Below are 13,842 nucleotides of genomic sequence, written 5' to 3' on the forward strand. Positions count from 1 at the left end.
TTTTTTCAATTCAGTGAAAATCGTCCGAAATGTTGCAAACACTCTAGTTCTTCGGGTGTGACTTCTTTCATGATTTCATTTGGATATCCCCAACAGCTAAAACCTATTTGCATAGCTTTGGAGATATCATTGGGCGAGATAATCTGTAGTCGACTAGGAAATGGTTCCTCAGCTGCTAATAGTTTGCAAGGTATTCCTTGATAAATAACTAGACTGTCCATGATTACTCCCGATTGTCAATACTTGTTAAAATTTCAATTTGCTCTTGGAGAAAAGCATCTTCTGGATAGCGCTCAATGATCTGATCAAAAATTTGACTGCGGACAATGTAGTCAGAGTACATATGAAGCTTCATCTCATAGTCTTCCAGTATCTTTTCTGTTCGTTTGATATTGTCATAAACAGCCTGGCGACTAACGCCGAACTCTTCAGCGATTTCAGCCAAACTATAGTCGTCAGCATAATAGAGCTCGATATAGTTCATCTGCTTATCAGTCAAAAGGGCTGCATAAAATTCAAACAGAGCATTCATTCGATTGGTTTTTTCAATTTCCATAAGATTTATTATACCAAAAAATAGGCTAGACTGCTAGTAATGGATTGATTTTAGAAGCAAGTGAGAAAAAGTCGTTTTAAGGGTTATTTTCTGACTATGAATTCTTTTTTTGGTATAATGGAGTGTATTATAATGTTTTAGAAAGAGGTTCTTATGAAAGAATTAGAAACCGTGTTAGAGCAACGTTTTGAGCTTGTTTTTTCAGATAAACAATTACTTGAAACAGCTTTTACTCACACTAGTTATGCAAACGAGCACCGCCTCTTAAAAATTTCACACAATGAACGCTTGGAATTTTTAGGAGACGCTGTTCTGCAATTATTGATTTCAGAATACCTGTACAAGAAATATCCTAAAAAACCAGAAGGTGATTTATCTAAACTTCGTGCCATGATTGTTCGCGAGGAGAGTTTAGCTGGTTTTGCGCGTGATTGCCAGTTTGATCAGTTTATCAAGCTAGGCAAAGGAGAAGAAAAATCAGGTGGTCGCAATCGTGATACCATCTTGGGAGATGCCTTCGAAGCCTTTTTGGGTGCTCTTCTTTTAGACAAGGATCTAGCTAGAGTGAAGGATTTTATCTATCAAGTCATGATACCAAAAGTAGAAGCCGGCGATTTTGAAATGATTAAAGACTACAAGACTCACTTGCAAGAATTACTCCAAGTCAATGGTGATGTCGATATTCGTTATCAAGTGATATCAGAGATTGGACCTGCCCATGATAAGATGTTCCAAGTGGAAGTCCTTGTTGAAGGGAAAAGTCTTGGAACTGGTCAAGGACGCTCAAAAAAATTAGCAGAGCAGGAAGCCGCAAAAAATGCAGTTGAGGAAGGGCTGGATTCATGTATTTAAAGGAAATTGAGATTCAGGGGTTTAAGTCCTTTGCTGACAAAACCAAGGTTGTTTTTGACCAGGGGGTTACAGCAGTTGTAGGACCTAATGGTTCTGGAAAATCAAACATCACGGAAAGTCTGCGTTGGGCACTAGGTGAATCTAGTGTGAAAAGCTTGCGTGGTGGGAAGATGCCTGATGTTATCTTTGCAGGAACAGAAAGTAGAAAACCTTTAAACTATGCTTCTGTGGTTGTTACCCTAGATAACCAGGACGGCTTTATCAAAGATGCAGGTCAGGAAATTAAGGTAGAGCGTCACATCTATCGTACAGGAGATAGCGAGTACAAGATTGACGGCAAAAAAGTTCGTCTTCGTGATATACATGATCTTTTCTTAGATACTGGTCTTGGGCGCGATTCCTTCTCTATTATTTCCCAAGGGAAGGTTGAAGAAATTTTTAATTCTAAACCTGAAGAACGTCGGGCTATTTTTGAAGAAGCTGCCGGAGTCTTGAAGTATAAGACTCGTCGCAAAGAGACGGAAAGCAAGCTCCAACAAACACAAGACAATCTAGACCGTTTGGAAGATATCATCTATGAGCTTGATAATCAAATCAAGCCCTTAGGAAAACAAGCAGCAACAGCTCGTAAATTTATAGAATTAGATAGTCAACGTAAAGCTATCTACTTGGACGTTTTGGTTGCACAAATTCAAGCAAGTAAAGCTGAATTGGATCTAACAGAAGAAGAATTAAACCAAGTTCAAGAACTTTTGACGAGCTACTATCAGAAACGTGAAGAGTTAGAAGAAGAAAATCAAACACTAAAAAAGAAACGTCATGATTTGCAAGCTGAAATGTCAAAAGACCAGTCCACACTGATGGATTTGACTGGTCTAATCAGTGAATTAGAGCGTAAGTTAGCCTTGTCAAAACTGGAAACAGAGCAAGTCGCTCTCAATCAACAAGAAGCTCAAGCACGATTGGCTAGTTTGGACGAAAAGAGAAATGCTCTCATTCAGGAGAAGGAAGAAAAAGAAGCAAATCTCAGTCAGTTAGAAGAAAATTTAGCGGTCAATACTAAGGAACTCAATCGTTTAGAAGCAGAATTATTAGCTTTTTCTGATGATCCAGATCAAATGATTGAGCAATTGCGTGAACGTTTCGTGGTATTCTTACAGGAAGAAGCGGATGTCTCTAACCAATTGACACGTATTGAAAATGACCTTGAAAATAGTCGCCAACAGACTCAAAAGCAAGAAGAACAATTAGAATCCTTGAAGGAACAATTGGCTTCTGCCAAGTCCAAGGCTAGTGAACAAGAGCTTGCCCTTAAATCAGCTAAAGAAGAAGTACAAAGCTTACTTGCTGAATACCAGACCAATGCCAAGCAAGAAGAAGAACAAAAGCAGGCTTATCAAAGTCAGCAAAATCAACTCTTTGACCGTTTGGATAGTCTGAAAAACAAACAGGCCAAGGCGCAAAGTTTGGAAAATATTCTTAAAAACCATAGCAATTTTTATGCAGGTGTCAAGAGTGTTCTCCAAGAAAAAAATCGCTTAGGTGGTATTATTGGAGCAGTTAGTGAACATTTAACCTTTGATGTTCGTTATCAGACAGCCCTTGAGATTGCTCTCGGTGCAAGTAGCCAACACATCATCGTTGAAGATGAACAGGCAGCGACTAAAGCTATCGATTTCCTTAAGCGAAATCGAGCCGGTCGTGCGACTTTCCTACCTTTGACAACCATTAAGGCTCGTAACATTTCAGGTCAAAACCAAGATGTGATTGCTTCAAGTCCAGGTTTTCTTGGTATGGCAGATGAACTGGTTACCTTTGATGCCAAGCTTGAAGCTATCTTTAAAAATCTGCTAGCTACCACAGCTATCTTTGATACAGTTGAGCATGCGCGTGATGCTGCTCGTAAGGTACGCTATCAAGTTCGTATGGTAACGCTAGACGGTACAGAACTACGAACAGGTGGTTCTTATGCTGGTGGTGCCAATCGTCAAAATAACAGCATTTTCATCAAGCCTGAATTGGAGCAGTTGCAAAAAGAGATTGCTAAAGAAGAAAAACTTCTTCGCCAAGAGGAAGAAAATCTGAAGTCAGTTCAAGAAGCCTTGAATGAACTTAGTCAAACTTTGGAGACCATTAAGTCCCAGGGAGAGCAAGCTCGTATCCGGGAACAAGGCTTGTACTTAGCTTATCAACAAACTAGCCAGCAGGTCGAAGAACTTGAGACACTCTTGAAACTTCAGGAGCAAGAATTAAACAACCTTAGAGGTGGAGATTGGCAAGTTGAAAAGGAAAAATGTCAAGAACGTCTCGCAATTATTGCAACTGAAAAGCAAAAGCTGGAATCTGAAATCGAAGAAATCAAGTCCAATAAAAATGCTATTCAGGAACGCTACCAAAACTTGCAGGAAAAAATTTCCCAAGAACGTCTGCTTAAAACAGAAATGCTTGGACAGAAGCGTTATGAAGTTGCCGATATTGAACGGATTAACAATGAACTTGAGAACCTCAATAACGAGCAAGAAGAGATTGAACGTCTTTTGCAAGAAAAAGTAGACAACCTTGAAAAAGTTGATACAGAACTTTTGGCCAAGCAGGAAGCAGAAGCCAAGAGTCAGAAGGGAGAAATTCAACAAGGATTGATTCGTAAGCAGTTTGAACTGGATGACATTGAAGGCCAATTGGATGATATTGCCAGTCATTTAGAACAAGCTCGTCAGCAAAATGAAGAATGGATTCGTAAGCAAACACGTGCGGAAGCGACTAAAGAGAAGATTACAGATCGTCTTCGTTATCTTCAAGGCCAGCTGACAGAGGAATATCAGATTAGCTATACGGAAGCTATAGAGCAAGCCAATCCGTTAGAAGATTTGGCAATCGCTGAACAAAAGGTTAAGGATTTGGAAAAATCCATTCGTTCACTTGGTCCGGTCAATTTGGATGCCATTGAACAGTTTGACGAAGTACACGAACGCTTGGAATTCTTGAATACTCAACGAGATGACATCCTTTCTGCTAAGAGTTTACTTCTTGAAACCATTACAGAGATGAACGATGAAGTGAAAGAACGCTTTAAGTCAACCTTCGAAGCTATTCGTGAGTCCTTTAAGGTGACTTTCAAGCAGATGTTTGGTGGTGGTCAAGCAGATCTAATTCTGACAGAGGGAGATCTATTGACAGCAGGTGTCGAAATCTCTGTTCAACCTCCAGGCAAGAAAATCCAATCACTCAACCTCATGAGTGGTGGGGAGAAAGCCTTGTCAGCTCTAGCTCTTCTTTTCTCAATCATCCGTGTTAAGACCATTCCATTTGTAATCCTGGATGAGGTTGAAGCCGCACTTGACGAGGCTAACGTTAAACGCTTTGGGGATTATCTTAACAGATTTGACAAGGATAGTCAGTTTATCGTCGTTACACACCGTAAAGGTACAATGGCAGCAGCAGACTCTATCTATGGGGTGACCATGCAAGAATCTGGTGTATCAAAGATTGTCTCTGTAAAACTAAAAGATTTAGAGAATATGGATGCTTAGTTTGTTTTCAATATGTAATTTCAAGCTAGAGCATGTAGAATGACCTTCAAGAAGTCGGAAAGGTTACAAAAATAAATTGAGGAGCTTATATGGATTTTGATCTATTCCTAATGATCTGTAATTATATTGGAACTATAGCCTTTGCTGCTTCAGGAGCTATCAAAGGATTTGGTAAACGTTTAGATATTTTTGGAATCAGTTTATTGGCAATTGTAACTGCAGTAGGCGGAGGAATCCTAAGAGATTCCATTATTAGTCGATTTCCTGCGTCGTTAGCAGATCCTAGACCGATTTATGTCTCTATTCTTGTAGCTGTTATTATGTATGCCTTTGTGACTTCAAAACAAGCCAACGCTAGTCAAGAAAAAAAATCCTATAAGTGGCTGAGAGAAGCCTATCTCATCTTTGATTCGATTGGGCTGATTATCTTTTCCTTGATTGGAGCGACAGCTTTGGCAGATAGTAAGTTGAATTTGATGTCTGCAGGGATTTTGGCTTGTTTAACAGGTGCTGGTGGAGGAATTATCCGAGACCTCTTGATCAATGAGGTCCCTAGTGTTTTAAAAGAAGACATCTATGCACTTCTATCTTTCGTGATTGGAGTCGTATACTACTGGCTAGCCTTTGTCCTTCATTTTCCAAGAATTACTGCCTTTATCATTCTCTCTATTGTTGGTTTTGTGATTCGACTTTGTATCATCAAATTCCGTCTCTCTTTGCCAAATATGGATAAGAGAACCTTGAACTGATGAATAAGCGAGACTTATTTTATATAGGCGTCTAATCTCGTATGGATTAGGCGCTATTTGCTTTTTCTATGGTATAATAGAAGATAGATTTACAACTGGAGAATATGAGTATTTATGATTAAACTAGTCGCAACGGATATGGACGGGACTTTTCTAGATGAAGCGGGCCAATTTGATATGGAGCGCTTAAAAGCTCTTCTCTCATCATACAAAGAGAGAGGTATCTATTTTGCTGTCGCATCGGGACGTGGTCTTTTGTCGCTTGAAAAGCATTTTGCGGATGTTAAAGAAGAGATTATTTTTATCGCCGAAAATGGTAGTCTGGTTCGTTTTCATGGACAAGACCTCTATGAAGCGACCATGCCTAGAGATTTTTACCTATCCACTTTTGAAAGATTAAAAACGTCACCTTATTTTGATGAGAAGAAGATGCTCTTGACTGGTAAGAAAGCTTGCTATGTCTTAGATTCGGTGGACGAAACCTATCTCATGTTTAGCCACCATTACAATGAGAATATCCAAAAGGTAGCCAAACTCGAAGATATTAAGGATGAGATTTTCAAATTCACAACCAACTTTACAGAAGAGACAGTAGAAGCTGGAGAAGCTTGGGTCAATGAACATGTTCCTGGCGTTAAGGCAATGACTACAGGTTTTGAGTCCATTGACATTGTTCTAGACCATGTTGACAAGGGAGTTGCTATTGTTGAATTAGCCAAAAAATTAAATCTGGAAATGGACCAAGTGATGGCCTTTGGTGACAATCTCAACGACCTTCACATGATGAAGCTAGTGGGTCATCCAGTCGCGCCTGAAAATGCTCGTCCAGAGATTTTGGAACTTGCCGAAACAGTTATCGGTCACCACAAAGACCAATCAGTTATCGCTTATATGGAGGAATTGTAATGGCAGATATTAAATTAATCGCATTGGACTTGGATGGAACTTTGCTGACGACAGACAAAAAATTGACAGAACGTACCAAGGCAACTTTGAAAGCTGCGCGTGAAAAAGGAGTTAAGGTAGTCCTAACAACTGGGCGTCCCCTAAAAGCTATGGATTTCTTCCTCAAAGAACTTGGAACAGATGGTCATGATGACGAATATACTATCACCTTTAATGGTGGATTAGTTCAGAAAAATACAGGTGAAATCCTTGATAAGACAGTATTTTCAATTGATGATGTGAGTCGTATTTACGAAGAAACTGAAAAACTAAATATTCCATTAGATGCTATTTCTGAAGGCATCGTTTATCAGATTCAATCAGACCAAGAAAGTTTATACGCTCAGTTTAACCCAGCTTTAACCTTTATTCCAACTGCTTTTGAAGATTTGTCTAGTCAGATTACTTACAATAAATGTGTCACTGCCTTTCCTCAAGAACCCTTGGATGCAGCTATTCAGAAGATTTCTCCTGAATTGTTTGACAAATATGAAATTTTTAAATCACGTGAACTCTTGCTAGAATGGTCACCAAAGAATGTTCATAAAGCGACAGGACTAGCTAAGTTAATTGAGCATTTAGGAATTGACCAAAGTCAAGTGATGGCTTGTGGAGATGAAGCTAATGATCTTTCGATGATTGAATGGGCAGGTCTTGGTGTAGCCATGCAAAATGCTGTGCCTGAGGTCAAAGCAGTTGCAAACGTGGTAACGCCTATGACCAATGACGAGGAAGCAGTCGCCTGGGCAATTGAAAAATATGTACTGAAGGAGAATTAAAGTATGGGATTATTTGACCGTTTATTTGGAAAAATAGAAGAACCAAAAATTGAAGATGTCGTCAAAGAAGCATTAGAAAACATTGATTTATCAGATGATAACGAGCAAAACGATGCATTGGAATCTGAAAATGCTGTAGTGACTGAACCAGAAGAGGTTACCTTACCAGAAGAACCTCAGGAAGAAACAAATGAAGACTCACCTGAAGTAGAGGTTGTAGAAGAAGCTATCATTGAACCTCTTGATGAAGTTGAAATTCCTCAAGAAGAAGCAATTCAAGTTGAAGAAACTAAAGAAAGAGTTCAAGAGGTAGCAGCGTTTGTTGCAGAAGTACCTGAGTCACCAGTCGAAGAAGTACCTTCAAGTGATAGCGACGAGGAAGAAGTTGTTCAACCTCAATCAAACGAAACAGAGCCGGAAATCACTGAGGAAGTGGAAGAAGATCTAGTAATCGAAGAAATTCCTCCAGTTCAAGAGACTGTACAGGAAAAATATGACCGTAGTCTCAAGAAAACTCGTACGGGATTTGGTGCTCGTTTGAATGCCTTCTTTGCTAATTTTCGCTCTGTTGATGAAGAATTCTTTGAAGAACTAGAAGAACTCTTAATCATGAGTGACGTTGGTGTGCAGGTAGCTTCAAATCTTACTGAAGAATTGCGTTATGAGGCTAAACTTGAAAATGCCAAGAAACCAGAAGCTCTTCGTCGTGTTATCATCGAAAAATTGGTGGAGCTTTACGAAAAAGATGGGCAATACAATGAAAGTATTAACTTCCAAGATGGTCTGACTGTCATGCTCTTTGTAGGTGTTAATGGTGTCGGAAAGACAACATCAATCGGTAAATTGGCACATCGCTACAAACAAGCTGGGAAGAAAGTTATGCTGGTTGCTGCGGATACCTTCCGTGCTGGTGCGGTAGCTCAGCTAGCAGAATGGGGTCGTCGTGTCGGTGTGCCTGTTGTAACGGGTCCAGAAAAAGCTGATCCAGCCAGTGTGGTCTTTGATGGAATGGAACGTGCAGTAGCAGAAGGTATTGATATTCTCATGATTGATACAGCTGGTCGTCTGCAAAACAAAGATAACTTGATGGCAGAGTTGGAAAAGATTGGTCGTATCATTAAACGTGTTGTACCAGAAGCACCACATGAAACTTTCCTAGCTCTGGATGCCTCAACAGGTCAAAATGCTCTTGTACAAGCAAAAGAGTTTTCAAAAATCACTCCATTGACAGGTATTGTATTGACCAAGATCGATGGAACTGCCCGAGGTGGTGTCGTTCTTGCTATCCGTGAAGAGCTGAATATCCCTGTTAAGTTGATTGGATTTGGTGAAAAAATCGATGATATCGGTGAGTTCAATTCTGAAAACTTTATGAAGGGGCTTTTAGAAGGTTTGCTATAAAAGAAAATCCTGCAAGAATTCTTGCAGGATTATTTTTGATTATTCTAGTCGACCATCCTCACGATAGGAGATATCTGGTTAGCGGCTTTGTCGTAGGCATAGTGGCGGTTGAACAGATCGTCTGAAAACAGTAACCGAGTGCGTACTACACACCCCCTATGTCAGGACTGAAGGTTTTACAGCTTGCTGGTTGTGTTCAATCATGATGTGGTTCCGGTAGGCGACACCACGCAGATGTTTGCCGTTGCGGTCGTAAACAATAGTGAGAAGTTGAATTGTTAAAGAAGGGGAAAGACCGTCTGAGAAGGCTTAGGATAGTGTTTTCAGACGGCATGGTGTTATTTTTGTTAGATTTGCTAAATAATAAATATTTTTAAAATTGGTTATTCAAAATTTTTTAAATTTCCTCTAGTTTTTCTTTCATCAAGTTTTCTAGCCAGTCTTCAAATTTTTCAAATTCAGTATCCTCTTCCCACTCTTCAGGAGGAATATCAGGAAAAAAAACACCAAAATTTTCATTTTCTTTTGTAAGAAGGAAACCAGCTTGATCGCCAGTTCTTGGAATGGAAATAGTAATTAAGATATTAGGGAATAAATTACAATCAGTTCCTTCAAAAACTTGTTGTGACCAATCATAAAGCTCTTTAGGAGCTAAAAAATCGAATCCAGGTAGTAACTCATCTTGAAACAAAGTACAAGATCCTACTGTTAGAAGAAATTCTCTATATATTCTAGGGAATGTGACTTTAAAATTTTTTTCAAAATCATTTATCTCATCTAAAGAAACATCATATCTTTTTTTAAAAATAAAATTTGATTTTCCATAATTAATTAAGTTTCCATTACTAGATTTGATTAAATCTTGTATATCTACAAGAATTTTTTTGAAATTATCCATAAATTAATATCCTTCATTCAATTTTTATATCTATTATCTAGGAACAATATAGTTAATTATTCCTGTTGAGGGTGCTATATGGCAAATGTGTTCGTAGGGCAGACCCAGTACCGTGTATAGTTCCAGTATGAGGGTGTTTCACAGGAGTTGGACTCCACCATGTATTTGAACCACCATTTTTAAGTGGAATTATATGATGAGGAGTGGCTCCTGCAGGCCATGTATGCCCTGTTCCAAGTTCCCACTTTCGTATTAAGCTTTTTTGTCTTCGAGAAAAGTTTCTACGCATCATGCGATTTTGTTGGACGCTTCTTTGTTTTGCACTAGGTAGTTTATCCTTAATCAAACATTTTTGTCTTTGACTAACAGGAATCAGTGACCACTTATCAACATCATCCATAATATCATCATACTGGAATAATTCTTCTAAGCTTCTTATTCCGTTTTCTCTTCAAACCTAATGGACCAAACCAAGCATTTGTATTAGAAGCAAAACTATACAAATTGCTCCCACCTAATAGTAAGATAGGATCCTGGTTCACAAACCGACCCGCTTCAGGCTCGTAGTATCTGAAGAAGTTGTAATGCAGCCCCGTCTCACGGTCGGCATACTGGTTCTGCAGGCGGAAGGGGTGGTATGCGCTATCCGTTACCTTGGTTTCCTCTTTCAGACGACCTTACTGGAACATTGGGTATCAACTCACCCTAGGACGACTATTTGAATTCCTGTTTAATCAAAATTAATTAATTAATATTAAATGTATAATTAAATTTATTGATCAAATGCGGTTGGATCAAAAACAGAGATATATTTTATATTCATTTTGAGAGCTTCTTCGAACGGAGGGTCATCTTCAGAAACTTCCAGTGCAATTCCTTCAATAATTTTTGAAAAAAAAGCTTCTTCACATTCATCGTAATAGAAACCTAAATTAGAATTTAAGATATCATTAATGGGCATTCCTATTTTAATAGTTCTGAATTTGCCTTGATATCCTTCTAATGCAGAAATTTTATAAATTTCTCCTGAAGTAATATCTACGTTAATTTCAATTGGAATATCAGTAAATATATATCTGCATGAATAAACATTAGTTTGAAAAAATTTTAATTTTCCATTTAACATATTTTTATTAATGATACTGGAGTAATTTTTTATATTGTCTTTTAATCTGATTCCCCCTAAACTCTTCGCGGGGATAATTTCATCATAAATATTCATTATTAACCTTTCGTATTATTCTGAAGGAAATCTTTGTGTTTCACCTTTACCAGAAGATATTTTCCAATAAGGTGCTCCCTGGGTGGTATTGAATGTAACGAATAGTAAATTTATTACCTCGTGAATTTAATTCTCTTAATGTAAATCTTTTATTGCCTCCACGAGTTTTACGCATTACGACTTGCTGTATAGTTTTTTCATTTGAGGATCAAATTTGTTGTGAACCATCAAAGTTTGTATCTAACCCATCTATATATTTCTCAAAATCAAGGTGATATAGTTTTTTTAAATTTCTAATCCAGATGACAAATTCAAAGAAAATATTGATGTTTTCATCCGTTATTTCAAATATCCCATTGTCTTGATGGGAGTCTTGGATAGCTGAAATAATTCTTTTAAATATTTCTTCATTTTTTATAATTTCCTCAATAGGTAACGTTTGTAATCTATCGATAAAAAATAATTCATCCTCAATACTTAAAATAGAGGGTAAGTTTTCCAATTTTTCATTTAGTTTGAAAATAGAATTCATATGATTTCCTCGTTAGTATGGCGAATTTTTTAAAGGCATGTGAGCTCCATTAGGCTCCGATTTAAATAGTCCCTGTCGTACTGCGCATCGCTCCAGTCGGTTTCGGACAGGCCGTTTTGTTCGTTCTCTTCCTTGCTCGGTACCCTCCATTGGTGTTAGGGGATAAGTCGGCCGTTTTCGTTATGGTCGAAGCAGGTAAGAATGGGAAAGGTCGTCTGAAAATCATTTCATACAACCATGTAAGTTAAAAGTTTATTGTAACTATTTTTTCATGATTATTTTCTTCCCAGTATTGTTTGTAGAAAGATAATGCATCATGTATTAAATGATATAACTCACTATTTCTATCCTTTAGTTTATTAATATTATTAAAATTCAAAATAATTTCTTTCTCTTGAATCCAACTTAAATCTCTCATGCATTCGTCTAAAGCATCTAGATTTGATCCAAAATAGCTCGGAAAATTAAGTTCTTGATTTAATATATTTAAAAAATTTTGTTTTGTTTTTAATTTTAATAAATTTATATCTATGATTTTTTTATTGGTATTCATAATGCAACCTCTCTATGCTTCCTGCTAAATAGGTTCAAATATTTGCAGAATTGGTACGATTTTTCCATTTTCCAAGGTAGTAGAATCCGTTATAAAGAAACATCGTGAAAAATTTTTGTCAAAAATATAAGAATACTCATAGAAACATAGAGAATCTAGATCTTCTAAATCACTTGAAATTTGTGTGCTTGGTGCTAAAAATACAGGAGTTGTTTGATCTTTATAATTATAGTGTCGAAGTATATATAGTTCATCTATAGGAAATAAATCACATATTTTAATTGGTGTGCATAGTTTGCCTTCTCCTAGATGAAAAGGCCTTTTAAATATAAAGTAGGTTTTATCTTTTAGATTTCCATTTACCATTATTTTCTTTTTTCTAATGTTGCCTTTAAAAAAAGTATATATTAAACGTCGTACAATTCTTTTAGATTGTTTTTCATCCAAAAGATTTTCATAACAAAATTCTTTCATAAATTAATCCTCCTTCCTTCTGAAGAGCTGTTATTGCATCTTTCCACCCTTGCGTTCCTGGGCGGAGAATCGGCAGGTCAGTTGAACGTTATACAGCCTGTTCCGTGATTCGATTGAATGGGTTCAATTTTCAGACGACCTCTATGTTAACTGCCAATGAGATTGTTAAATAGCAAATAGTTCAGACGACTTCAAAGAAGGTTTTGAGGCCGTCTGAAAACAGAAACCGCGTGCTTCCCTACGTCGGGATTTGAGGTTTCATGCGGGCTACGGCTTGCTATTTATCATATATTTCCAAATTTTCTAATTCACCTTCATAAGTTATTTGAGCAGATATTTCCATATCAGGAAGAAACGAACCAGAATAGTATATAAATACTAAATCATCAAAATATGCTGTAGTATTGACAATTTTTAAATCATTTGCTAATTCTTTATTATCTAATTCTATTGGTTCATGATCACTTTGCTCATAACAAGCTTGATTAATCTCTATTGAAATGTCTCTTATTAAATCATCAATGTTTATTCGTTTAAAAAAGCTCTCTACCCTATCAAGAATTGGATAAATTTGGCTTTCTCTTTGTATATCTCCTGATTCATCATCAATAAAAATGGGTATATCATACAGTTGCATATCACTAGGCGATAAAGATATTAAAGCAGTAGCTTTACCGTCATTAATTTTTAAATTTTTAATCATGGATTAAATCCTTCCTAGGGTTGAAATTTAGAAACTACTTACGTGCGCTCCAAACATACTCTCCGTTGTGATAGAGAGTTACATAAGGGCTACAACCTACTCATTCATTTTCATAAGCATCACCATAGCTTTGAAAAGAAGAATCTAACCAAAACCATTCTTTTTCATTTGAAACCAATTTTTCCAGTAGTTCTGTAAATGACTTAGCAATAATGGGAGACTCATCAGGTGTAGCATGAGTTTCTATAAAACTATCATAACAAAAACCAAATCTTTTTTTGTTTAAGTCTATACTGATAAATTGACCAAGCTCTTGAGAAGATGCAATCATGAACCAATCATTACTGATATCATCTGCCAACTCCTCCCAAATAACATCATCAGCTGGATATAGAATTTGGTTTGTTGGTTGCAATTCTGAAAGTGAACTGATTCTTATTTCACAAGAAGTATCAATATTGAGAATAGCATATTCATAATTTTCATAAAAGAATTCTAAATCTTTTGGCAAAGGAAAAGCAAATTTTGGTTTTGATACTGCCTTCAAAAATTGATGGCTACCTTTTTGTTCTAATTTTTCAATTAATTCTTTGATTTTCATAAAATACTCCTTAGGACTGAAAGTTTTTGTTTAGGCTACAGCTAGCT

Annotated in this window: 16 protein-coding genes; 6 read left to right on the forward strand and 10 right to left on the reverse strand. The window is 37.0% G+C overall.

Going from position 1 to position 13,842, the window contains the following annotated elements:
* Positions 1-5 precede the first annotated feature (5 nt).
* Together TZ94_RS10060 and TZ94_RS07605 are read right to left on the reverse strand one after the other, a co-directional pair.
* A complete protein-coding gene (locus TZ94_RS10060) occupies positions 6-221 on the reverse strand; it encodes a hypothetical protein (protein ID WP_045615677.1) in 216 nt (71 codons plus the stop codon).
* 2 nt (positions 222-223) lie between these two features.
* Positions 224-556, reverse strand: coding sequence for a putative DNA-binding protein (locus TZ94_RS07605; protein WP_045615678.1), 333 nt, complete (start codon positions 554-556; stop codon positions 224-226).
* A gap of 153 nt (positions 557-709) precedes the next feature.
* Here TZ94_RS07605 and rnc point away from each other — a divergent pair, with 153 nt between their 5' ends.
* The 6 genes from rnc (at position 710) to ftsY (ending at position 8,812) form a co-directional block, all read left to right on the forward strand.
* On the forward strand, positions 710-1,408 hold the full coding sequence (gene rnc, locus TZ94_RS07610; RefSeq protein ID WP_016465984.1) for a ribonuclease III: 699 nt from the start codon (positions 710-712) through the stop codon (positions 1,406-1,408).
* Entirely contained in the window at positions 1,399-4,938 is a 3,540-nt protein-coding gene (gene smc, locus TZ94_RS07615; protein ID WP_045615679.1) for a chromosome segregation protein SMC, read from the forward strand. Before rnc ends, smc begins: the two co-directional genes overlap by 10 nt.
* A gap of 89 nt (positions 4,939-5,027) precedes the next feature.
* Positions 5,028-5,687, forward strand: coding sequence for a trimeric intracellular cation channel family protein (locus TZ94_RS07620; protein WP_045615680.1), 660 nt, complete (start codon positions 5,028-5,030; stop codon positions 5,685-5,687).
* A 114-nt stretch (positions 5,688-5,801) separates the two neighbouring features.
* Positions 5,802-6,593: a Cof-type HAD-IIB family hydrolase gene (locus TZ94_RS07625; RefSeq protein WP_045615681.1), complete on the forward strand. Its 792-nt coding sequence runs from the start codon at positions 5,802-5,804 to the stop codon at positions 6,591-6,593.
* Complete coding sequence (locus TZ94_RS07630; protein WP_045615682.1) at positions 6,593-7,411, forward strand: Cof-type HAD-IIB family hydrolase; 819 nt, start codon at positions 6,593-6,595, stop codon at positions 7,409-7,411. Before TZ94_RS07625 ends, TZ94_RS07630 begins: the two co-directional genes overlap by 1 nt.
* A 3-nt stretch (positions 7,412-7,414) precedes the next feature.
* Positions 7,415-8,812 (forward strand): signal recognition particle-docking protein FtsY, encoded by a 1,398-nt coding sequence (gene ftsY, locus TZ94_RS07635; RefSeq protein WP_045615683.1) that lies wholly within the window; start codon positions 7,415-7,417, stop codon positions 8,810-8,812.
* 397 nt (positions 8,813-9,209) lie between these two features.
* Here the strand turns inward: ftsY and TZ94_RS07640 are convergent, their stop codons facing one another.
* From TZ94_RS07640 to TZ94_RS07675, 8 genes are all read right to left on the reverse strand, one after another.
* Positions 9,210-9,710: an SMI1/KNR4 family protein gene (locus TZ94_RS07640; RefSeq protein ID WP_045615685.1), complete on the reverse strand. Its 501-nt coding sequence runs from the start codon at positions 9,708-9,710 to the stop codon at positions 9,210-9,212.
* Positions 9,711-10,117: 407 nt separating this feature from the next.
* The gene (locus TZ94_RS09550; protein ID WP_071788262.1) at positions 10,118-10,381 is read right to left on the reverse strand and encodes an RHS repeat-associated core domain-containing protein; all 264 of its coding nucleotides are present in this window, start codon (positions 10,379-10,381) and stop codon (positions 10,118-10,120) included.
* A gap of 101 nt (positions 10,382-10,482) precedes the next feature.
* Positions 10,483-10,932, reverse strand: a complete 450-nt coding sequence (locus TZ94_RS07650; RefSeq protein ID WP_045615690.1) for a hypothetical protein — start codon at positions 10,930-10,932, stop codon at positions 10,483-10,485.
* A 208-nt stretch (positions 10,933-11,140) separates the two neighbouring features.
* Entirely contained in the window at positions 11,141-11,464 is a 324-nt protein-coding gene (locus TZ94_RS07655) for a hypothetical protein (protein WP_045615692.1), read from the reverse strand.
* A gap of 244 nt (positions 11,465-11,708) precedes the next feature.
* Positions 11,709-12,017, reverse strand: a complete 309-nt coding sequence (locus TZ94_RS07660; protein WP_045615694.1) for a barstar family protein — start codon at positions 12,015-12,017, stop codon at positions 11,709-11,711.
* A gap of 24 nt (positions 12,018-12,041) precedes the next feature.
* Positions 12,042-12,491 (reverse strand): hypothetical protein, encoded by a 450-nt coding sequence (locus tag TZ94_RS07665; RefSeq protein ID WP_045615696.1) that lies wholly within the window; start codon positions 12,489-12,491, stop codon positions 12,042-12,044.
* Positions 12,492-12,768: 277 nt separating this feature from the next.
* On the reverse strand, positions 12,769-13,194 hold the full coding sequence (locus TZ94_RS07670; RefSeq protein WP_045615698.1) for a hypothetical protein: 426 nt from the start codon (positions 13,192-13,194) through the stop codon (positions 12,769-12,771).
* Between the two features lie 100 nt (positions 13,195-13,294).
* Positions 13,295-13,795, reverse strand: a complete 501-nt coding sequence (locus TZ94_RS07675) for an SMI1/KNR4 family protein (RefSeq protein ID WP_045615700.1) — start codon at positions 13,793-13,795, stop codon at positions 13,295-13,297.
* Between the last annotated feature and the right edge of the window lie 47 nt (positions 13,796-13,842).

Origin of the sequence: Streptococcus infantis, from assembly GCF_000960085.1 — a bacterium.
Lineage (GTDB): Bacteria > Bacillota > Bacilli > Lactobacillales > Streptococcaceae > Streptococcus > Streptococcus infantis_C.

Excerpts from the sequence above, each read along its gene's own strand:
- TZ94_RS07630 (WP_045615682.1), top strand. The coding sequence starts at position 6,593 with ATGGCAGATATTAAATTAATCGCATTGGACTTGGATGGAACTTTGCTG.
- TZ94_RS07675 (WP_045615700.1), bottom strand. The coding sequence starts at position 13,795 with ATGAAAATCAAAGAATTAATTGAAAAATTAGAACAAAAAGGTAGCCAT.
- TZ94_RS07640 (WP_045615685.1), bottom strand. The coding sequence starts at position 9,710 with ATGGATAATTTCAAAAAAATTCTTGTAGATATACAAGATTTAATCAAA.
- TZ94_RS07625 (WP_045615681.1), top strand. The coding sequence starts at position 5,802 with ATGATTAAACTAGTCGCAACGGATATGGACGGGACTTTTCTAGATGAA.
- TZ94_RS07655 (WP_045615692.1), bottom strand. The coding sequence starts at position 11,464 with ATGAATTCTATTTTCAAACTAAATGAAAAATTGGAAAACTTACCCTCT.
- ftsY (WP_045615683.1), top strand. The coding sequence starts at position 7,415 with ATGGGATTATTTGACCGTTTATTTGGAAAAATAGAAGAACCAAAAATT.
- TZ94_RS07620 (WP_045615680.1), top strand. The coding sequence starts at position 5,028 with ATGGATTTTGATCTATTCCTAATGATCTGTAATTATATTGGAACTATA.
- TZ94_RS07670 (WP_045615698.1), bottom strand. The coding sequence starts at position 13,194 with ATGATTAAAAATTTAAAAATTAATGACGGTAAAGCTACTGCTTTAATA.
- TZ94_RS07605 (WP_045615678.1), bottom strand. The coding sequence starts at position 556 with ATGGAAATTGAAAAAACCAATCGAATGAATGCTCTGTTTGAATTTTAT.
- TZ94_RS07650 (WP_045615690.1), bottom strand. The coding sequence starts at position 10,932 with ATGAATATTTATGATGAAATTATCCCCGCGAAGAGTTTAGGGGGAATC.
- TZ94_RS10060 (WP_045615677.1), bottom strand. The coding sequence starts at position 221 with ATGGACAGTCTAGTTATTTATCAAGGAATACCTTGCAAACTATTAGCA.
- smc (WP_045615679.1), top strand. The coding sequence starts at position 1,399 with ATGTATTTAAAGGAAATTGAGATTCAGGGGTTTAAGTCCTTTGCTGAC.
- TZ94_RS07660 (WP_045615694.1), bottom strand. The coding sequence starts at position 12,017 with ATGAATACCAATAAAAAAATCATAGATATAAATTTATTAAAATTAAAA.
- TZ94_RS07665 (WP_045615696.1), bottom strand. The coding sequence starts at position 12,491 with ATGAAAGAATTTTGTTATGAAAATCTTTTGGATGAAAAACAATCTAAA.
- rnc (WP_016465984.1), top strand. The coding sequence starts at position 710 with ATGAAAGAATTAGAAACCGTGTTAGAGCAACGTTTTGAGCTTGTTTTT.